Source organism: Azospirillum endophyticum (assembly GCF_016595245.1).
Taxonomy (GTDB): domain Bacteria; phylum Pseudomonadota; class Alphaproteobacteria; order Azospirillales; family Azospirillaceae; genus Azospirillum; species Azospirillum endophyticum.
In genome coordinates this window covers 11,826-31,825 of the sequence record NZ_JAENHM010000027.1, presented here as the reverse complement: position 1 = coordinate 31,825, position 20,000 = coordinate 11,826, and the positions used below count along the sequence as shown (strand labels likewise).

At 64.3% G+C, this 20,000-nt stretch carries 19 protein-coding genes and 3 pseudogenes; 10 read left to right on the top strand and 12 right to left on the bottom strand.

Features of this window, described 5'->3' with window-relative positions; translation table 11 throughout:
* Positions 1-202: 202 nt before the first annotated feature.
* Both JHL17_RS08680 and JHL17_RS08675 read left to right on the top strand, forming a co-directional pair.
* A pseudogene (locus JHL17_RS08680) lies at positions 203-547 on the top strand (transposase); the annotation flags it as partial.
* Between the two features lie 59 nt (positions 548-606).
* Positions 607-921: pseudogene (locus JHL17_RS08675) on the top strand (hypothetical protein); the annotation flags it as partial.
* Positions 922-1,002: 81 nt separating this feature from the next.
* Here JHL17_RS08675 and JHL17_RS08670 read toward each other — a convergent pair.
* The 3 genes from JHL17_RS08670 to JHL17_RS08660 all read right to left on the bottom strand — a co-directional run bounded on the left by JHL17_RS08670 (position 1,003) and on the right by JHL17_RS08660 (position 4,673).
* Positions 1,003-2,502: a hypothetical protein gene (locus JHL17_RS08670; protein WP_200192122.1), complete on the bottom strand. Its 1,500-nt coding sequence runs from the start codon at positions 2,500-2,502 to the stop codon at positions 1,003-1,005.
* A 150-nt stretch (positions 2,503-2,652) separates the two neighbouring features.
* Positions 2,653-3,753 carry a S1C family serine protease gene (locus JHL17_RS08665; protein ID WP_200192120.1) on the bottom strand — a complete coding sequence of 367 codons (1,101 nt, stop codon included), beginning with the start codon at positions 3,751-3,753 and terminating at the stop codon, positions 2,653-2,655.
* The gene (locus JHL17_RS08660; RefSeq protein ID WP_200192118.1) at positions 3,750-4,673 is read right to left on the bottom strand and encodes a M12 family metallopeptidase; all 924 of its coding nucleotides are present in this window, start codon (positions 4,671-4,673) and stop codon (positions 3,750-3,752) included. The genes JHL17_RS08665 and JHL17_RS08660 overlap by 4 nt, the downstream gene beginning before the upstream one ends.
* Before the next feature lie 740 nt (positions 4,674-5,413).
* Here JHL17_RS08660 and JHL17_RS08655 point away from each other — a divergent pair.
* On the top strand, positions 5,414-6,373 hold the full coding sequence (locus JHL17_RS08655) for a site-specific integrase (protein ID WP_200192116.1): 960 nt from the start codon (positions 5,414-5,416) through the stop codon (positions 6,371-6,373).
* Positions 6,374-6,525: 152 nt separating this feature from the next.
* Here the strand turns inward: JHL17_RS08655 and JHL17_RS08650 are convergent, their stop codons facing one another.
* The 7 genes from JHL17_RS08650 to JHL17_RS08620 all read right to left on the bottom strand — a co-directional run bounded on the left by JHL17_RS08650 (position 6,526) and on the right by JHL17_RS08620 (position 13,982).
* Positions 6,526-7,269: a hypothetical protein gene (locus JHL17_RS08650; protein ID WP_200192114.1), complete on the bottom strand. Its 744-nt coding sequence runs from the start codon at positions 7,267-7,269 to the stop codon at positions 6,526-6,528.
* A gap of 147 nt (positions 7,270-7,416) precedes the next feature.
* Complete coding sequence (locus tag JHL17_RS08645; RefSeq protein WP_200192112.1) at positions 7,417-8,277, bottom strand: hypothetical protein; 861 nt, start codon at positions 8,275-8,277, stop codon at positions 7,417-7,419.
* A gap of 1,306 nt (positions 8,278-9,583) precedes the next feature.
* A complete protein-coding gene (locus tag JHL17_RS08640; protein WP_200192110.1) occupies positions 9,584-11,245 on the bottom strand; it encodes a methyl-accepting chemotaxis protein in 1,662 nt (553 codons plus the stop codon).
* 128 nt (positions 11,246-11,373) lie between these two features.
* The gene (locus JHL17_RS08635) at positions 11,374-11,562 is read right to left on the bottom strand and encodes a hypothetical protein (RefSeq protein WP_200192108.1); all 189 of its coding nucleotides are present in this window, start codon (positions 11,560-11,562) and stop codon (positions 11,374-11,376) included.
* Positions 11,563-11,608: 46 nt separating this feature from the next.
* On the bottom strand, positions 11,609-12,970 hold the full coding sequence (locus tag JHL17_RS08630; RefSeq protein WP_200192106.1) for a sensor histidine kinase: 1,362 nt from the start codon (positions 12,968-12,970) through the stop codon (positions 11,609-11,611).
* Between the two features lie 9 nt (positions 12,971-12,979).
* Positions 12,980-13,639, bottom strand: coding sequence for a response regulator (locus JHL17_RS08625; RefSeq protein WP_200192103.1), 660 nt, complete (start codon positions 13,637-13,639; stop codon positions 12,980-12,982).
* Positions 13,640-13,643: 4 nt separating this feature from the next.
* Positions 13,644-13,982 carry a PepSY domain-containing protein gene (locus JHL17_RS08620; RefSeq protein ID WP_200192101.1) on the bottom strand — a complete coding sequence of 113 codons (339 nt, stop codon included), beginning with the start codon at positions 13,980-13,982 and terminating at the stop codon, positions 13,644-13,646.
* Positions 13,983-14,196: 214 nt separating this feature from the next.
* Between JHL17_RS08620 and JHL17_RS08615 the strand changes: the two genes are divergently transcribed.
* From JHL17_RS08615 to map, 7 genes and pseudogenes are all read left to right on the top strand, one after another.
* Positions 14,197-14,619, top strand: coding sequence for a cytochrome c maturation protein CcmE domain-containing protein (locus tag JHL17_RS08615; protein ID WP_200192099.1), 423 nt, complete (start codon positions 14,197-14,199; stop codon positions 14,617-14,619).
* 13 nt (positions 14,620-14,632) lie between these two features.
* Entirely contained in the window at positions 14,633-14,773 is a 141-nt protein-coding gene (locus JHL17_RS08610) for a hypothetical protein (protein WP_200192091.1), read from the top strand.
* A 25-nt stretch (positions 14,774-14,798) separates the two neighbouring features.
* Positions 14,799-15,335 carry a hypothetical protein gene (locus JHL17_RS08605; RefSeq protein ID WP_200192089.1) on the top strand — a complete coding sequence of 179 codons (537 nt, stop codon included), beginning with the start codon at positions 14,799-14,801 and terminating at the stop codon, positions 15,333-15,335.
* Positions 15,332-15,760, top strand: a complete 429-nt coding sequence (locus JHL17_RS08600; protein WP_200192087.1) for a DUF1924 domain-containing protein — start codon at positions 15,332-15,334, stop codon at positions 15,758-15,760. Before JHL17_RS08605 ends, JHL17_RS08600 begins: the two co-directional genes overlap by 4 nt.
* A gap of 11 nt (positions 15,761-15,771) precedes the next feature.
* Positions 15,772-16,251, top strand: a complete 480-nt coding sequence (locus tag JHL17_RS08595; protein ID WP_200192085.1) for a diheme cytochrome c — start codon at positions 15,772-15,774, stop codon at positions 16,249-16,251.
* 72 nt (positions 16,252-16,323) lie between these two features.
* Positions 16,324-16,947: a TetR/AcrR family transcriptional regulator gene (locus JHL17_RS08590; RefSeq protein WP_200192083.1), complete on the top strand. Its 624-nt coding sequence runs from the start codon at positions 16,324-16,326 to the stop codon at positions 16,945-16,947.
* Positions 16,944-17,749: pseudogene (gene map, locus JHL17_RS08585) on the top strand (type I methionyl aminopeptidase). Before JHL17_RS08590 ends, map begins: the two are co-directional and overlap by 4 nt.
* Positions 17,750-17,755: 6 nt before the next feature.
* Here map and JHL17_RS08580 read toward each other — a convergent pair.
* Together JHL17_RS08580 and JHL17_RS08575 are read right to left on the bottom strand one after the other, a co-directional pair.
* On the bottom strand, positions 17,756-18,109 hold the full coding sequence (locus JHL17_RS08580; RefSeq protein ID WP_200192081.1) for a hypothetical protein: 354 nt from the start codon (positions 18,107-18,109) through the stop codon (positions 17,756-17,758).
* Positions 18,106-19,992 carry a hypothetical protein gene (locus JHL17_RS08575; RefSeq protein ID WP_200192079.1) on the bottom strand — a complete coding sequence of 629 codons (1,887 nt, stop codon included), beginning with the start codon at positions 19,990-19,992 and terminating at the stop codon, positions 18,106-18,108. The genes JHL17_RS08580 and JHL17_RS08575 overlap by 4 nt, the downstream gene beginning before the upstream one ends.
* Positions 19,993-20,000: the final 8 nt, after the last annotated feature.

The following is a 20,000-nucleotide window of genomic DNA, read 5'->3' as shown; positions in this document are numbered from 1 at the left end:
CCTAGTTGTGTTGTCCCGAAATTTTTTCTGACAGATAGTGCGTATCTTTTTCACGGTCATTGGGGCGCATACACACGCAGGCGGCTCATTAAACAAAGTGGCGTATCACATATATCCTGCGACTCTATGTGCAAGTGCCTGTTTGGGAATTGTGGTTTGATTGCAGAATCGCCTGTTTTTGCACCTATAGGAGGTGTGAACGAAAGAACATCGCGAGCGGCAGAAGCAGTTTGAACGGCAGCGCTATTCGACGGACTTGAGCGACGCGGAATGGGCGACCATCCAGCCTCTGCTCCCTCCCGCGGCGCGACGCGGCCGGAAAATCACCGTGGACATGCGGGAGGTTCTGAACGCGTTGCGTTACCTTGCCCGCTCCGGCTGCGGGTGGCGTCTGCTGCCGATCCATTTCCCGCCTTGGCAGACGGTGTACTGGTGGTTTCGCAAGCTGTTGCGGCGCTTCCTGTTTCGGACGATCCACGACATCATGGTGATGCTTGACCGGGAGTTGCAGGGTCGCGAGGCCAGCCCGACGGCGGGCGTGCTGGACTGAACTGAACTGCGCTCCGCGTCGCGCTGTTGCAACAGCTTTAGGGGGAGCACCTTCTCAGCTTGACCATGCAGACTGACGTTGCGTCCTACGCCGCTGGTTGCCTGCTGTTCATTACGCCATCGCTCAACAGCGGGTGTGAGGCGACCGCCCAGCTTTATCTCTGTTACCTCTCTCCCCTTCCTCCTGGGCGATCCGCCAGCTTCCGCTCTCTTTCTCTCGAAGATTGTATCAGCATCTTATCGATCGTCGGCGACGGCGAATTCGGCGCATGGTTGTTCGAGCGGTATCTCGACTTTTCCCCCGTAACGGCGTTGGTGGAGGAGTGGCTCAACCAGCCGCCCGGCGCAGTTTCCCAAAAGCGGCGGATATGACGCAACGCTCACACGTGCCCATCGCCAGGGACGGCGGAGAGATGACACATCTACACCACCACGGCGGATTACTTGGCAGGCTCACTGATTCAATGCCGCCTGAGCCTTCACGAGGGCAACTTGCGCATTAATCTGCGCCGCTTGGGCATTGAGCAACGTAGTCTGGGCGGTTGCGCCGCTGAGTTGCTTTGCCACAGAGGCCGAGCCCTCGGCTACAAGGAGAGCGTTCTGAGCGTTGATGGTAGCCGTCTGGGCAGCGGCAATACCTATCGGTCCGGCAGCCGCCGCGTTGGCCTGAGCGGTGGCGAGTGCTGCCTGTGCATTGAGCAGAGCGGTCTCACTGCTCGCCGCCGCGGTGGAGGCGGCCGTGCGGGAACTGGCCCGGGCTGCGGCCAGCGCGTTTTCGGCGGTGATTTGCTGTGTCCTGGCTTGCGTGCGGGCGAGTTCCGCGGCCGCTACCTGGCCGGGAATGGCTGCGATCTGCGTTGCGGCACCCACAGCTGATCCAGTCGCTGCATCTGCAACGGCTGCCTTCTCGGAAACCTGAATCGAAGTCGGCAGCCCATTAGAATCCAGCGCGATGACTGCTCCCTCTGACTTGAACAGGCCACCGCGTACTCGAATGTTGTACATTGTGCCGAGTTGTAGAACCGGCTGGTCCGGAGCGAACGCCGGCCTTTGCGCCTCATTTGGTGGTGCGTTGACCGGGATTTCCTTAGGACATGCGTCGTCCCCGGTGCAAACCAAGAAGCGGCCCGTCCGCCCCAGCCGGACCGGGACTCCGACATCAGTGTCGCCCGATTTGCCAATGCCAGGGCTTACCCATCGGCCATCGGGTTGGTGCACATAGAGCGCAAGCGAAACGTCAAATTTCGACCGTTGCCGCTCAAATTGTTCCTCCGGTACCATAAGCAATTTGGCCAGTGAGTTCGGGTCGATGCGGAAGGCGTGATCTGCCCTGATCTCGTCCGAGTTCAGCGGCCACTGCCGCGTTTCTGAAACGGAAATGTCTTTCAGTAGCTTGCTCAAGCGGGCCTGATCCGCGGTGAGTGTCGCTTGAGCGTGGCCCTGGCGGCCGATCGCGTCTGCCAATCGGCGATTGTAGCTGCGGTCTTTAGAGGCTTGGGCCGCTAGAACGTTCAGTGTGGCGGTAGCCGCATTAAGAGCCGTCGTATCGTCCTCAACCAATTGCTTCAACGTCTTGCCAGACTTGGGTACTAGCTCAAGAATAGCGCTTCTGACCTTTTCAGAGCACGTGATTGGAGAAGGTGGCGACGTTGGCTCGCCCTCGGCTGGAGGTGCCGCCGCAGCTAGCGGGATGATCTGCGCGGCCAAGCTGATCAGGTTGCTGATCACTTGGCCGGCGGCGTTTTCAGAATGTGCGTTCAGGCTTGTGTTGGTGCCGTCTGCCGCCAAGTTGGAGGTGATGTCGCTGGTTGCCCATATGCCCGGGGAGTCGAGCACATAGCGCTGCCTCTCATCCAGCACTTTGGCGGCGGTCACGGTAACATCGACTGAGCTTTCCGGGTCCGGTTCGCACTTCGTGATCGCTCGGTTAATGACGAGCGTGTACTGGGTCATAGCCAGATTCCAGGGGACTCCCGTGGTAGATTGTTGGTCTGGTGCAAGATGGGTGACGCTGATCCCAGCGCAGGCCGCCAAGTTAAGCGCGCACGCAATGCCAGTTCCAATGCGAATGCCTTTGTTCACGTCTACCCTCCAATCAGTGGCCTACTCGATCATGAATAGAATCGAATCATCGACGCAAAGTCCGCCGATAAAGGCATTTTCGATTGGGACCGTCCAGGCCCGCTGTAGCCCTTGGATCGCTTCGCCGTTGACGTGCACGTCGAGTGCAGCGCCACAGCCACCGTATTGTCCGTTCTTAATAACTACCCGAATCTCATTTTCGCCTACCTTGAGAAGCGAGGTGAATTGAGAAAATTGCAATATTTGCCCGTACACAGCTTGATTTATTACGTGAGTCCCATTGACATAGACATCTGCGTAGTCATCAATGTTGCGCAATCTAAGTTCCGCACTGGTAATCTCCGATAAAGGCCAGGGCATCACTAGTCGGCCATCCGAAAGCGCGATCGGAGCCACGCCTTGCTGACCGCCTGTGGGAGGCAGGCATGGCACGTTGGCGGCGAGCAACAGCCCGCAGGCGAAGTTCAGCGGGATGATGAAATTTACCCCAGCGGCCCCGGCAACTCCGCCTTTAACCAAACCAACAACGCGGCCTTTGGAATCAAATACCGGGCTGCCGCTGTCTCCCCAAGTCACCGGGTTAGTGATGCGCCACAACCCGTCGGTATTGCCGCCCTGCGCACCTAAGATTCCCGCCGTCGCGGACAGGTCGGTGTCGAGTGCGAAACCCAGAGTGATCACAGGATCGCCCACTTTGAGAGAGTCAGGGTTTCCGAGCGTCACCGGCTTGAACGGACCGAGTCCGCTGGGCAGGGATAGCAGCGCGAGGTCGCAGCAACCAGGAATAGTCAATCGCTGCACCGGAATGGCCTGCGCAAACCGGCTTTTGATGTGGCCGACCAGCTTCGCTGACTGATTCGCCGACAGCAAGTGGTTGGCGGTCAGCACGTATCCCCTACGGGAAACAATGAAGCCGGTTCCCGTTTCAGTCACCGGGTTACCGTCGGGTCCCGGGGCAGTTGACTCGATAAACACCACCGAGTCTTGGTTAGCGGTGGTCACCTCCGCTGGCGTCGCTGCGCCGGCTTCGGGCGTGCACAAGCTAGTAGCCAGTATCATTATCAACCAACCGCGAAGCTGCGCATTCAAGGCGGCCAGGCTTGGCAAGACGCCGCCGCTCATTTGTAGAGCGCCGCGATCACAGCGGCGTCGCCCTTGCTGATGTGCGTTCGCTGTCCGAAATGTACGTTGGGAGGCATGGGTGCCAATGCCACGATCGTCGGCTTGCCGTTGCAGCTGAATGCATTAGGCTCATAATGCATGATTGAATCGAAGTCATAAGTATTCGCGTCCTTGAAAAAGCTCGGTCTCTGGGCGAAAGCATACGCGTAACCTTGAATGATATTCTGCTGATCGACTCGGACAAACTTGCCGCGGTCCTCCCTATTTTGCTCGTGATCAAGACCAAGCACGTGTCCAATTTCATGGACGATCTGTCCGAATTCGCATCCTTGTACTAATTCGACGGTCTGCCGCCCTCTCATCATGCCGATCCCGTAAGATAGACAGGCCATTGTATTCGACCCTTTTATGAAGGCGACGTAATTCGGGTACTGTGCACTATTCTGGGCCGTGCGCTGGACGAACCGAACCTGCGTAGCATTTGACCAAGCTTGCATGGCATTCCTGATCGTATCGGCGGACGGGACCTCCGACTCCATCTCAAACGGCACGATGCCTCCTGGCCATTTCTGAGCCCCCGACAGCACCGAGCGTGCGACGTAGCCGAATGGCGAGAGAGTCATGTTCTGCGCGTAAATGCTAACCGGACCTAGTTGCTCCGCGAAGGCAAGCTGGTCGGCATTGCCGATGATGATATCGCCCTCAAATACGGCGTGCCGCCCTACTTTGGCATAGGAAACGGAGCGGATCGTGCCTTGATCATTGACCTCAATGGTCCGAGGCTGACCGAGCGAGTATTCGGGATGAATCTCTGCTACGGCGGGAGTGGCATCGCCCTCGCCAGTGCACTTCACTTCAGCCGTTGCCGCCGTTGCGAGTGCCGGTAACACAGCGGCGAAATATAGGAAATAGCGTGTCATTCGTCACTCCATTGCCTGCCGACATCTTCGGGCCGGGAACACATGGCGCGGTCACTTAGCCATCTTACAGATTCACTCGGCCTCTTCACGCCAGCCCCCTGGAATATCCCAGAGCAAAAGCGATTGGGGAGGCGAGAGTCGTTAATTGCGATACGGCGACCATGTGGCGCCTCTCCTGGCCACAGAGTAATTCAACTTATACGTGCTTTAGTCTCTATAAAATATGACTTACATGCGCTGTTTAGAAATCAAACAATCTATGCGGATATGCTGAGGTTTAAAGTACCCTTGGTGTCGGTGTTTGGGAAGGAAAAATCTCACCTCAAGGTGGATATAACGATACACTTACGCGCTTATCCAGTCCAGAAGCTCTGCCTTTATCCTTTTTGGCGGGCCGGTCAACAACGAGGCATACGCATTACGAGCAGCGGGAGCCCTCAGCCCAGCCGCTTTCGCCACTGTTGCGCCATCGCTTTCAACCACTTGGCGCTGGTTCGCGTCATTAAGACCCGGCACAAATCTCGTAGCATCGCCACGTGGGCCTTCTGGAAGCGGTGTAGTGGACATTAGAGATGACTGACGATCGGTTTTCTTGCATAGCCGAACAATCGTGAAAAGGCCGATGTTCTCAGCAATAGCCCAGACACGTGAAAATTTTAAATGGATCCCACAATTCCAGGCGCCACTGAATTATGGTAAAAACTAACGATAATCTCCACTTATCGTTAGTAAAAATTGCCATGCTTCTGCCCGTTTGTTCGCCCTTCACGCCTCCCGACCCGACGGTCGACACGGAGCGCACACACGACTATGTCGCGATGGCACGCAGCCCCAACACGCTCCGTGCCTATGCTGCCGACCTGCGCGACTTCGAGCGTTACTGCCGGCGGCGGGGCGAAGCGGTCCTTCCCGCCACCAGCCAGACCGTCGCCGCCTATCTCGCCTTCCTCGCCGACCAGGGGCGACGAGTCGCGACCCTGAAGCGTCGGCTCGCCGCGATCAGCCAAGCCCACCAACTCGCCGGCTTTCCCTCGCTGACGGCAGACGCGCATGTCCGTTCCGTCTTCAAAGGCATCCGGCGCCACCATGGAAGCGCGCCGAGTCCCAAGGCACCGATCATGATTGAAGACCTGCGGGCGATGGTCGCGGCGCTGCCGGATCGCCCGCGCGGGACACGGAACCGCGCATTGCTCTTGCTCGGCTTCGCCGGCGGCTTCCGGCGCTCCGAGTTGAACGACCTCACACGCGCGGACGTTGAGTTCTGCCGTGATGGGCTGATCGTCACCTTGCGTCGGTCCAAGACCGACCAAGAGGGAGAAGGGCGCCGGGTTGCCATCCCATACGGCTCGCTGCCCCAGACCTGTCCGGTGCGGGCGCTTCGGGACTGGCTCTCGACTGCCGGCATTGCAGAAGGCGCAATCTTCCGGGCGGTCACCCGCCAAGGCTTTATCCGGCGGCCGATGACAACGCAGTCGGTTGCCCTCATCGTCAAGCAGGCGGCCAAGGGAGCGGGGCTCGATCCCAGACGCTTCGCTGGGCACAGCCTGCGTGCGGGACTCTGTACCTCCGCTGCGCGGGCTGGCGTCTCCGACCGGGCGATCATGAACCAGACCGGCCACCGCAGCGCCGCCACCCTACGCCGGTACATCCGGGACGGCAACCTGTTCACCGACAATGCTGCCGCCCGACTTGGTCTATGATTGATTCACAGTGCTTTCCGCTTTAGCTAATAGAGATGGAGCATGTAATCTCGAGTAATGAGCAGGGCAACGCGGAAAATAGATGCCTGAGAGATTATCCTCAGAGGTCATGCTATCTTTTGATCTCCATATTATCCCTCAGAATGGTAAAATCACGGCATCCACCACAGCTCCGAAGCGCTCTTAGCCATACGCAGACCAAGCAGTATGGAGATAATCATAGGGAGCAGAGATATAAGGTATCTTAGTGTCTTTGCGTTACTTTGGTCCTTCATTACCTCGATCTCCATTGCCCCAATCGTATGGTTGAGTGGAATGCAGATGGTGTCAAGCGGATGAGGGAGCTGGATAGGGCGCGGGCATATTCTCTCAATTAAATATTTAGGCGGGTTGGCATTTTCTCGCCTCATATATTCGTGAATTTGGGCGATATTATCGCATATTTCCTTAGAGTATTTTTGGTTAATTCTACATTTTACATAAAACTGATCCTCAAGCATTGCCATAATCTTAGCCTTTCCTGACTCCATTTGGCCATTTATGGTCGATCTAAGATCATCTGCCGGAAGTAAAAGCGCTTGTGCGAGCGCCACTATTACACCCAACGTGGTGCCCAACATCCAGAAAAAATCCAACCAATAGAGCGTTCTTTTTGTGAGGCTCTGATGTATAATTCCGCAGAAACCACACATCATGAGCACTGTAGAGGCAACTATTGAGAAAGAGCTTCTTAGGGCATCCGCGACCGTGTCAGTATGATCGGATGGTCCAAACAGGAATATAACAAAACCAAGAATTGTTATGAAGTAACCAGAAAACTTTTTCCTGTCTATATGTTGCGTTCGCATCCATGATAATATTTTCTGGAGGAGACGCGGGAGGAATTCACGGATCATACCTATTCCTATAAAGCGGAGATTGAGCACAAGTGGGTGAGGAATTTTGGATTTCTGATGTATATGTTTTAGATTTAGTTGGTAGCAGCCTCCGTCGGAGGCACGATGTCCAGTATTTCAGCCGAAATCATTGTGACAATGCTACTATTACGTCGCCGGCCACAGGTAGGATGGTGGACCCGGGACTCGTCCTGCATGGACCGCATCGCTGATCTCACGAAAGCGACGCACGATCACATCGTCGGTCTCCCACCGCAAATACTCAAGCAAGTCGATGAGGGCGCGCTCTTCCGTTATGTCAATGCGCTCAATATCCTCATGGTGCCAGAGTAGTTCAATCTCGTCCTCAATGCCGCGAACTGCCACTGACAGCGCCCTCGTCGTATAACCAAGCAACTCCCCCAGATTTCGGAGCGGCTTTTCAATGTCGTGATGCCGCTTCAAGCTGGGTAGCGACACTACTGCTGTGAGGGCGGGTCGTTCGTTCGGACGGACGTCTGGAGAACACCAAGCCCCAGTAAGAACCAAGTCGCCGTATGGCGTCGCAGTTGCAAAGCCGCTGAGCCTATCGATAATGGAACGGTGAAGTTCGAGAGTCCTTGCCAGATCTGCCTTGAACCGACGCGACTCGCGAAGCCCGCGCATAGCAATCGGCCGCTCTGCATCATGAATTGCTATCGCGGCCTTGTGCCTCCAAAGATCGGCATTCATTGCAGCCATAGCTGGCGGCTCCGGTAGAGCGGGCTCGACCTCAATCGCATCACTCGACAGCCTCCTTCGTGTCAACCGGCATTGAAATGCTATGCCTTCGCGGCTTTGTATCTGCTCTTTGATAACTTCAAAGTATCTCAGCAATTTCTTCCAGACCGTGGAGGGATGGATATCGTAGCGCCTTGCAATATCTATCATTGTCGCGCCAGATTCCCATTCCTCGGCCAAGCGGGCATTCCGATCTATCTTCTCGTTATAGACTGGACTCTTGCTTGTTTTGGATTCTGGGAATTTCATGGCCTATCCTATTTGGGATTAGCTGAGAGCGGCTTCCGCTGAGGCTCTTGAATCTATAGCAGGTAGTTCGGGGGAGCTTGATGTCAGACCTCGGATACGCCAGCACTCGTTGCCATGCGACGTACGGCACCGCTTACTGTGCTCACATCGGGTGCGAAGAGAAAGTCGAGTGCCTTCACGAGTGGTGGGCCGCCGATTACCCCAGCATCCTCCAATACAGCTTCAAGTTTCCGCACGATTTTATCACTTCGCCAGGGCGTCTCCGGTGGCGTCCACAGCCACTCCTCACGGCCCTCATGCTCGATCCACAGCCACGGCTCAACCGGTTCTGGCTCTTTCCCCGACCGCAACCTCCAGAGAGGTTTATAGTCCCGCGAGAACAGCACAATAGCTCCGTCCGTCTCCGTCCACCGTCCGTAGGGAAGGCGCAAACGTTTAGGCACGAAGGGCACGGCCTCTTCGTCGAGCCAGCACTCTTTACGAGCAACATGCGCGTGCCCAGCATCTGTAAAGAGAACAGACAGTTGCATCTCATATCGAAGCAGGTAGGCCGGGGAGCCTCTCGGAACTTTTAACTCATCAGTAGCGATCTGCACGAGTTGCCTGTGTGCGCTCATTTTCGTGTGCCCAGGCGCGGGCAACGATCTCCTCATGATCCGACTTCCCTCCTTCTGCAAGCCGACGTACAGCTATGGGCAGTCTCTGATCCTCGACATGCGCCAAGCAGCGCGCAAAAAGATTTCTATATACGAACCCTCGGTAGATAACCTTCTCGCTCTTTGCCGCCGCGTCAAGCCTCCCCTTGCTGGTCGCGCCGTCGTTCTCGACGTTCAGCCGCGATGGATAGCTGGAGAGGGACGCGCAGAGAATTGCCTCTGGGCTACCTGCAATGCCATGGAGACGTTCGCAGCGGCCTACCCGATAGCTATGAGCGACGAATGTCGTGGCCTGGGCAACGGCGTAGGGGGCTGCTATGGGGGCGACGGCGCCGAGTTATTGGAAGAATGTCGAGCGCGCCGCCTGCGTTCGCGCGCTACTAGCCGCCTCAAGGGTACACGGCTGTTCGCCTGTGTTTGTCCGTACCGATTCCGTACGGCGCGTTTGAGGGAGGTGGGCTGGGCGCTAAGCCATTGAAAACATTGGAGCGGGTGAAGGGAATCGAACCCTCGTCGTAAGCTTGGGAAACAACATTTATAGGATCTGCTCAAACCAAACTCTTCCTGCGCACCCTTTGCCGGAGAACCCCCCCGGTTCCGGAACCTCTCTGATTCCGGGACCCGCCGCCGATGCTCCCCGAAGGCTCCGCTCAAGCCACCCGTCGCGACCGGCCGCTCGCCGCCATGGCGGCAAGGACATCGCGCAGACCCTCCTGGCCGGGATCGAAGGCCAGATTGGCGCCGCCATCCTCGACGCTGAGCACCGTCGCCCGGACATGGACGCGGTGGCGCGGGATCGACACCGTCACCACGCTGCCGGCCGCCAACCCCGCCACGTCCCGGAGATAGGCGCCGCCGAGCGAAATATTGGCGATCCTCCCGTCACGGCGCCCCTGGGGGCTCTCGACCGTGCAGGGCTCGTCCGCATCGAAGCGTTCGGACTGGCGGCGGTCGGCATCGCTGGTCGAGGTGCGGACGACCCGCACCAGAATGCGCCGCAGCGCTTCCATGCTCTGCGCCAGTTCCCGGGCGTTCTTCTGCACCCCGGCCGCCTGCGATCCGGTCTGGACCGCCTCGCTCGATACCGAGCCGATGCGGTCCGACACCGCCCGTGCCGCGTCGGAGGTTTCCACGACGCTGCGGCTGATCTCCTGCGTCGCCTGCGCCTGCTGCTCCATCGCTTCGGCGATGTCGGCGGACACCTGGTTGATTTCCTCGATGGTGGCGCTGATCTCGGCGACGGCCGTCACCGCCTCGGCGGTGACGGACTGGATGTCGGCGATCTGCCGGTCGATCTCCTCGGTCGAGCGGGCGGTCTGGCTGGCCAGGCTCTTGACCTCGCTCGCGACCACGGCGAAGCCCTTGCCGGCCTCCCCGGCGCGCGCCGCTTCGATGGTGGCGTTCAGCGCCAGCAGGTTCGTCTGCCCGGCGATCGCGCCGATCAGCTTGGTCACCTCCTCGATCTTCCCGACGGTCTCGGACAGGGAGCGGATCGTCGCCTGGGTGCGGCTGCCGCACTCGACCGCCCGGCGCGTCACGGTGCCGGAATGCCCCACGCGCTGCAGGATGCCGTTGATCGAGGCCGCCAGCTCCTCCGTCGCCGCCGCCACCGTCTGGGCGGTGGCGAGCGTCTGGCCGGCGGCGGTGGCCACTTCGCGTGAGTTGTCGCCGACGCTCAGGGCCGAGTTCGCCATGCTCTGCGCGTTGCGGGCCATCTCGTCGGTGTGCTGCGACACGCTGTCCACGGCGTTCCGGGTTTCGCGCTCCACGGTGTCGGCCATGGCTTCCAGCGCTTCCCGGCGGCTTTCCTGTTCGGCCTGCGCATAGGTTTCCAGAAGCAGCTCCAGGTCCATCCAGGCCAGCTTGGCGATCGCCGCGCCCAGCGCCTCCGCTTTGCGTCCCTTGGGGCCGCGGAACAGGCGCTGCCAGGCCCCCTCCGTCTCGCCCTGGCCGAGAATCTCCAGAACGCCGGTCATGACGGTGTGATGGCAGACCGCCACGGCATAGCTCGGCACGCCGTTGGCGTAGAAGGCGGCGGCCAGCGTCCGGGCGGAGTCCAGGAAACCGTCGTCGAGCCGGCCGGCGGCGACCCGCACCCAATGCGCCACCCGCAAGCGGTGGACTTCGGGCTTCATCAGCAGGGAATGGATTTCCGGCCACTCCGCGAAGCGCGCATGCCAGGATTCCAGCAGCCGGGGCAGCTCGTGATCGGCAAACTGCGCATTGTCGCGCAGCAGGCGAAGGTCGGCATCGGTGATGCCGAAGGTCGTGAACCGTTTCCGCTGCTTCTCATCGAACGTGTTCGAAAGCATGACTTCTCCAGGCGCTGGAAAATATGGTTCAGGACCTCGTCGGCCATTCGAACCCGTGCTGAACCTTCACAGCAATAAGAAGGCCAGAGCCCGCGCTTCCGCGTCTATCGCGGTTGATGGTTAGGACACTAAATTTTTGTGACACTGAAGGGCGGTGCCGCATTTCGGGTCGCATTTTGCGAAAGCCGCTTGCAGAACGCCAAGCCGCATGGGGTCGGCTGCTGGTCCAGGAAGGCCGGCTCATCGCGATCGGTGACGGTCACCGGGCCATCTTCGGCTGCCTGGGCCAAGGACCACGCCAAGATGATGTACGGCATCCTTCGCTGCTCCGTGGAGCCGGCGGCCTGAAGCACGCCTCTCTCGTCACGGTCCCGCCGAAGGCAGCCGCAGCGTCGCGCGCAGCCCGCCCAGCGGCGATGCGTCCAGCCGGATATCGCCGCCATAGAGCCGTGCCACATCCCGCACCACCGCAAGGCCGAGTCCCGTCCCCGGCGTGCTTTCGTCCAGGCGAACCCCCGGCTCCAGCGCCGCCGCGCGGCATCCGTCGGGCAGGCCGGGGCCGTCGTCGTCCAGGGTGATGCTCAGCATTCCGCCGGCTTCGGCCCGGCAGGTCACGTCGACCCGGCCGCGCGCCCATTTGCAGGCGTTGTCCAGCAGGTTGCCCAGCATCTCGTCCAGATCCTCGCGCTCGCCGGCGAACAGCAGGTCGGCGGCGGCATCGACGCGGATCTCCGGCGCCGCCGGCGCGTGCAGCTTGCGCATCACCCGCGCCAGCACCGAAACGCAGTCCGCCACCGGCGTGCTGATGCCCGGCACGCTGCGGGCGGCGGCGGCTCTGGCGCGGGCCATGTGATGATCGACATGCCGCCGCATCAGCTCCACCTGCCGGACCATCGCCGCCCCCACCGCGCGCGCGTTGCGCTCGTCCAGCGCGCCGGCCTCGTTCGCCAGCACGGCGAGGTTGGTCTTCAGTGCATGGGCTAGATTGCCGGCCTGCAACCGCCCGCGGCCGACGACCTCCTCCGCATGGGCCAGCAGCGCGTTCAGATCGTCCACCAGCGGCCGGATCTCCGTCGGCATCGCCACGTCGAAGCGCTTCTTCCGCCCGGCCCGCACCTCCGTCAGTGCGCCGCGCAGGCGGGAGAGCGGCCTCAGCCCGATCTGAACCTGGATCAGCGCCGCGACGATCAGGGTCACGGCCAGAACGGCCAGCGACAGGGCCAGCGTGGCGTTGAAGGCGTGGGTGACTCCGGCGAGTTCCGCCCGGTCGGCAGCCACGGCGATGCGGATCGGCTCCGCATGGTCGGGGAGCAGGACGAAGCGCTCCAGTACGATCAGCGACTGGTTCGCCGGCCCGGCCGCCTCATGCCGGTGCAGTCCGCCATCCTCCACCCGGTCGTCGGGCAAATCCAGGGCGCCGTCCCACAGCGAGCGCGAGCGCAGCGGCGCGACCCCGCTCTCCCCCACCTGCCAGTACAGGCCCGACAGCGGCCGGCGGAAGCGCGGGTCGCTCAGGGGCTGGCGCAGCGCCGGCTTGCCGTCCGCATCGATCTCCAGCGCCGCGGCCAGCTGTTCCAGATGGTTGGCCAGTTCCGCTTCGAAGCGCTGGCGGACATGGGCCTGGAACAGGTCGGCGATGATCCATCCCGCCAGCATCAGCGCCAGCGTCACCCACACCGCGGCGCCGGCCAGCAGCCGGAAGCGAAGCGAGTCCGTCCAGGTCATCGCCGGCCCCTACGGCTCGTCCGCCCGATACCCCAGCCCGCGCACCGTCTTGATGACCTCGGTCCCCAGCTTGCGGCGCAGGCGGCCGACGAAGACTTCGATGGTGTTGGAATCGCGGTCGAAATCCTGGGCATAGACATGCTCGATCAGTTCGGTGCGCGACACCACCTGCCCCTTGCGGTGCATCAGGTAGGACAGCACCCGGTATTCGAAGGCGGTCAGCTCGACCGGCTCGCCATCCACCGTGACCCGCCCGCTGCGGGTGTCGAGAACGACCCCGCCGCAGGCGATCTCGGCGCTGGCATGGCCCTTGGCACGGCGGATCAGCGCACGCACGCGGGCCAGCAGCTCCTCCATGCTGAAGGGCTTCGCCAGGTAATCGTCGGCACCGGCGTCGATGCCCTGGACCTTCTCGTTCCAGGCGTCGCGCGCGGTCAGGATCAGCACCGGCACGGCGACACCCTTCCGCCGCCAGGACCGCAGAACCGTCAGCCCGTCGATCTTCGGCAGGCCCAGGTCCAGGATCACCGTGTCGTAGGGCTCGGTCTCGCCCAGGAAGCGTCCCTCCTCGCCGTCGGCGGCGGCATCGACCGCGTATCCTTCGCCTTCCAGCCGCTGCCGCAGTTGCCGGGCCAGCTCCGGCGTATCCTCGACGACCAGCACGCGCATGGCGTCACCTCCCTCCGTCGCGGGACCGGTGGCGGCCCTTGACCCGCAGCAGCTCGCCGCTGGCCGCGTCATAGTCCAGCTTCAGGATGCGACCATCGGGGGCGATCAGCTTCAGCTCGTAGCGGAAACCGTCCTCCTTCCCCCCGTCCTCACCCTCCAGGTCGACGTCGAGAACCTCGCCGCCGAATTGCCGCCGGGCGCTTTCGACGATCCGCTCCAACGGCAGGATTCGCCCCTCCCGCAGGGCGGTGCGGGCACGCTCATGGTCGTCGCCGGCGCGGGCGCCCGGTCCCGCTCCAAGCAGCAGGATGACGGGAAGGAGCAAGGCGGAAGCGGTCCTCATGGTCGACCTCGAAGCCTGGACAGCATCGCGCATCGGTGCCGCGCGATCGAACCAGCATATCGTCGCATCCCTGAACCGCGGCTGAACGCCGCTTCCCTGCCGTCTCCCGCCTGAACGGCGGATGAACGGCCCGTTCAGGCTCGGCTCAGGCGCGGCGGGTCACAGTCTGGTCCATCGGGCGCTTCGGCGCTCTCCCGGCACCACAGGTGAAGCCATGCTGAAATCCGTTACCCTCGCCGTTCTCCTCACCGCCGCCCTCGCGAGCTCCGGCACCGCCCGGGCCGACGACCGTCCCCGCACGCCGGCCTTCCAGCCGACCAGCCCGCAGCCGATCGCCGAGGTGGTGAAGGCCGGCGGCGGGACCGTGACCGGCACCGTCGAGACGGTCGCGGCGACCTGGTTCGTCATGACCGACGGCAGCGACCGCATCGACATCGCCAGCCGCGGCTTCCTTCCCGACGGCATCCGGTCCGGCGACCAGATCACCGTGGTCGGCGGCATCGATCAGGGCGCCTTGCAGGCCGACCGGATCATCCGCCAGGACGGCACCGCCTTCGGCCGCGACACCCTGCGGAACCATGAAGGGCGCCGCCACGGCCAGGCCCGGGGCCATGACGGCGACCGCGACGACGACTGACCGGAGCCCCGCCATGCTGAAGAGGATGATTCTCCACACCCTGCTGATGGCGGCACTCATCGGCATCCTTGCAATCGCCTACCAAGCCATGGCCGCCGGTGGCACCGCCGGCATCGCCGCCCCGTTCGCCGCCGGTCGCACCGACGACGACTGAACCGCCTTCGGAAAGGGAAACCGTCATGTCCGCCCGCAAGCCGACCGCCGCCGAGTGGACCGCCCTGCTGGCCTTCCACGCCACCGTCTCGGGAGCCTTCATCGTCGCCTATCTCACCGGCGACGAGGACACCTACGGCATGCATGTCTTTTCCGGCTATGCCGCCCTCGTCGCCATCCTGCTGCGTGTCGCCGCCGGCACGTTGGCCCCGGCGGGAAGTCCCCTGCGTCTCCCCCGGCCCTCTGGCCGGGCGGTTGTCGCATGGCTCCGGCGCGTGGTCTCCGGCGATGCGCAGGCCCGTGCCGGGCGCAGCCCGCTGATCGGTTGGATGACCGCCGCCCTGCTTCTCGGCGTCGGGGCGGCGGCGGTGACCGGCGCCGTCGCCGACGTCCTGGTCGGGGTCGAGCCTCTGCACGAGGATCTCGGCGAAGCCTCCCTCTTTCTCGTCCTCGGCCACATCGCCCTGGTCTTCGCGCTGCACGGCCTGAAGCGGCTTCCTCCCGGCATCGCCTCGCGCTGGACCGCGTGGCGGTCGACCCTCACCAACCGGGTGATCCCATGAAACCGATGATCGTCCTCGCCGCGGCGGCGGTGCTGGGCACCGGCGTCGCCCTGGCGGCCTCCGGCGACCCGGAGCGTGCCCGCATCCTCGACGGCTACGCCGCTCAGGCGAAGGCGCAACTCCCCGCCTTCGCCGGCTTCTCGGCGGAGCGTGGACAGGCGCTCTTTCTCGGGCCGCATGCCGGCGGCAAGCTGGCCGAAACCCCCGCCTGTGCCAGTTGCCACACCCGCGACCCGGCGGCAACCGGCCGCCATTACAAGACCGGCCGCGACATCCCGCCGATGGCGGTGTCCGCCAACCCCAAGCGCTTCACCGATCCCGCCGAGGTGGAGAAGCGCTTCGAGCGCGACTGCGTCAACGTTCTCGGCCGCGCCTGTACCGCGCGGGAGAAGGGCGACTTCATCACCTTCCTGTCGAACCGATAGCGAGCAGCCCGATGTGCCCCGACCCGACACCGTCCCCCGACCTGAAATTCCGCCTTCCGGGCCGCAAGCTCGCCGGCATCGCCGTATCCGCCCTTCTCGCCGTGGCCGCCGGCACCGCGTCGGCCGGCGAGTTCGAACGGGTGGGCCCGGTGACCCATGCCGCCACCTTGAAGGAATGCGGCGAGTGTCACATGGCCTTTCAACCCGGCCTGCTGCCGGCGCCGTCCTGGACCCGCATCATGGACGGTCTGCAGGACCATTTCGGCGAGACTGCCAGCTTGCCGGCCGATACCGCGGCGGCCATCCGCCAGTATCTGACGCAGGCCGCCGGAAGCGGCGACGGGCGCCTGATCCGCATCACCGAACAGCGCTGGTGGCTGCGCAAGCATGATTTCGAACCGTCGATCTGGACGCGCAAGGCGGTCGGCGCCAAGAGCAACTGCGAGGCCTGCCACCGGACGGCGGCGCAGGGCTCATACGAGGATGACTGACCGGCCGGCATCGTCCGCGGTTGCCGCAAAAACAAATAGACGGTACGTTCTAAAACATGCATTCTAATTGGCATGGTCAGAACCGCACTGTTTTCCGAAACCGACTTCATCGACGCCGCGATGGCCCTGGTCGCCGAGGGCGGCCCCAACGCCGCCACCATGCAGGCGATCGCCCGGCGGGTCGGGGCGCCGACCGGGTCGATCTATCATCGCTTCGACTCCCGTGCGGCCGTTCTCGGCATCGCCTGGAACACCGCCTATGCATCCTTCGTCGATGCCCTCGCTCCGCTGCTTCGCCGGGGGCGCCCGTGCGAGGCGGCGCTGGCGATCCTGCCCTGGTCGCGGGAGAACGGCCACCGCGCCCGCTTCCTGCTCCTCAATGAGCCGGTCGCCCTGTTCGAGGACAACCCGCCCCCGGAACCGCAGAGGGCGAGGCTGGAAGAGCTGGAGAGCGGATTCGACGAGGCCTTCCAGGCCTGCGTCGTCGCCTGCGGCGACGGGACGGCCGACGAGGAGCGGGTGGCGCGGGCCAAGTTCCTGATCTTCGACGCGCCGATCGCCATCCTCCGCCCCCACCTCTCCCGGGGCGCGCCGCCGCCACCCTATGTCGAGCGGATGATCACCGAGCTCCACGCCGGCATGCCGATCGCCGCCTCTCCCGCACATTCCTTTCCCATGAACCGGGCCGACCGATGAGCGATATCGCCGATCAGCGAAGCATCAAGCTGCACAGTCTGGAGGATTTCGCCGGGATGCGCGTCGCGGGGCGGCTGGCCGCGTCCACCCTGGACATGATCGCCGCCCATGTCGCGGCGGGCATCACCACGGCCGAGCTCGACCGCCTCTGCCACACGACCACATCCTCGACCACGGGGCGATCCCCGCCTCGCTGGGCTATCGCGGCTACGGCCATGCGACCTGCATCTCGGTCAACCATGTCGTCTGCCACGGCATACCCGGCGACCGCAGGCTGGCGGAGGGCGACATCCTCAACATCGATCTGGCGGTGATCGTCGACGGCTGGCACGGCGACAGCAGCCGAATGTACACCGTCGGCAAGCTCGGCCTGCGCGCCCGGCGCCTGATCGACGTGACCCACGAGGCGATGATGCGCGGCATCGCGGCGATCCGCCCCGGCGCGAAGGTCGGCGACATCGGCTTCGCCATGCAGCGCTTCGTGGAAGCCGAACGCTTCAGCGTCGTCCGCGACTTCTGCGGCCACGGCATCGGCCGCATCTACCACGATGCGCCGGACGTGCTGAATTACGGCCGGCCGGGCGAGGGGCAGGAATTGCTGCCGGGAATGTTCCTGACGGTCGAGCCGATGGTGAACGCCGGCCGGCCGGACGTGAAGATCCTCGGCGACGGCTGGACCGCCGTCAGCCGGGACCGCAGCCTGTCCGCCCAGTTCGAGCACAGCGTCGGCGTCACGGAAACCGGCTGCGAGATCTTTACCCTCTCGCCGGCGGGGTTCACCAAGCCGCCCTATACGGCCTGACGGGGGTCACGGCGGCGGCAGCCGCTCCATCAGCCGGGGATTGTCCCAGCTCGGCTGCCGGTCCTCGATCACCACGCGGTGGGGCAGCGGCGCGTCGCTCTCCACCGCCACTTCGACCCAGCGCGGGACCAGCTCGTTGTTGACGTCGTCCAGGACGGCGACGGCCAGCGCCTCCAGCCCCTCGCCGAAGCCGGCGAACTCCGCCAGATAGGCGAGGACCGACGCCGGATCGGGCACCAGCAGGTCCGGCACCAGCCGCAGGGTCAGCCGCACCCCCGGCAGCGGCTCGCCGCGCAGTTCCATCAGGAAATCGTGGCGGGCGTCGGGGGAGGGGCGGGTGGACAGGCGCTCGCGCCTCATGCCGACACCCCCAGCCCGGCCTGTCCGGCCCGGGTCAGCTTCACCCAGCTCCTCGCCCCCGACTGGAAGGACAGGCCGCCGGTATAGCCGACGGCGCGCACGCTGTCGGCGAAGACCTGGATCAGCTCCACCCGCAGCTCCGGCGGCAAAGCGGCGTGGCTGCGCAGGATCAGGTCGAAATGGTTGGGCCGGACCAGCCCGTCCAACTGCATCGGCCCGAAGCGGCTGAGGTCGAGGTCGATGACGAAGCGGCTGCCCGGCTTCGACCGCTCGCCACCGCCGCCCTCCTCGTCCTCCTGCAGCGGATGGACATGCAGCCGGATCGGCTTCGGCCCGTTGGCGTCCATCAGCGGGATGGTATAGCTGCGCCAGTCGCCCGGCAGCGGCTCCGCCGCCTCGCGGCGCAGCCCGTCGAAATCCTTCTCCAGCCGCTCCAGCAGGTCGCGGCGTCCCGCCTTGTCGAGGGCGGAGGCGGCCTCGTCGCCGAGCCAGCCCTGCGCATCGCCGCCGCGCATCGCCGCCAGGAAGAAGCCGAGCGCCGCGGTCAGCTTGCGGTTGGGCTGCGGCATCGTCGCCAGCATCGCTTTGGCCGCCGCCGGATCGGCCGCCGCCAGCGTCGCCATCAGCTGCCGCATCGCCGGCCAGTCGCGCCCGTCGAGCGGACCGGGCGGGCCGGGCAGGGTGGGCGCCGCCGCCTGGGTGGCACGGGCGAGGTCGGTCAGCGCCGCCGTCACCGTGGCTCCCTGCGGCAGGCTGGCCGGGACGTTCAGCGCCAGCATGCCTTGCTTGGTCGCCAGGATCGGCTGCCCCTGCGGCGTGCTGCCGGCCACCGTACCGCGCAGGATGGGGGTGTCGGGCGGCAGCGCCGCCTCGTCAGGTGCAGGGGCTGTCTGGGGGGCCGTCTGGGATGCCTGCTGCCCACCGGGTTGCTGGCCGGGCTGGCTTCCCGCCTGCCCGTTCCGCCCGCCTGCTTCCGGGTCGCCGGGGGGGCGGGGCTGCTGGGGCGGTGGGGTGACCGTCAGGATCTTCAGCGCGACCGTCGCGCCGCGCGGCAGGTCGGGCGGTTCGGCGGCACCGGTGCCCTCGTCGGGGGCAGGCGCCGTTGCCGGAGTGTCGGCACCGGGATGCGCCGCGTCGCCGCCCAGCTGGACCGGCGTGCCGAAGGTTGCGCTGCCGCCGCCCATGGCCGGGGCGGCAGGCATCGACCCGGCCGGCGGCGGTGCCGGCATTCCGGCAAGCGGAGCCTCCGGTTTCGCCGGCGCCGGTCCGGGCGGTGCCGCCGGTGCCGCCGGTGCCGCCGGCATCGTCTGGGACGGCGGGGCGGCGGGGGTCGGCAGCCTGGCGCCGGACCCGCCGGCCAGCACCAGCGCCGGCACGACGGTGCCCGGCAGCAGCGGCGGCAGGTTGGCCGGATTGCCGGGCGCGGTCGGGGTGGGCAGCAGGACGGCGGGCGCCGCGCCGCTTCCGGCCGCCGGGGGGGGCGTCGTCGTGCCGCCGGTGGGACCGGTGGCCGGGCTGCCCGGCGCCGGAGTGCCCAGCGATTGCAGCAGGATCAGCGCCGTCGGCTTGGCCGGCAGGGCGGCGGCGGGCGTTCCGGCCGGCGGCGCGGTGCCCGGCGTGATCTGGACGGTGACCGGCTTGTCCGGCGGCAGCTCCGCCGCGCTATCGAGCAGCAGCTCGCCCGCCGCGGTGCGCACGCGGGTCAGCCCCTCCGGCGTCTGGCCGGCGACGGTGCCGGTCAGCACCACCGGGCGGGTGACCTCCGGCAGCCGTTCGGGAAGCTGGACGACCGTGGCCTCGGCGGTAACGGGCGGGGGTGCGGCGGGGGCCGCCGCGGCGGTGGCGGCGGCCGGCGTGATCGACGGTGGGATGGCTCCGCCCATGCCCGCCC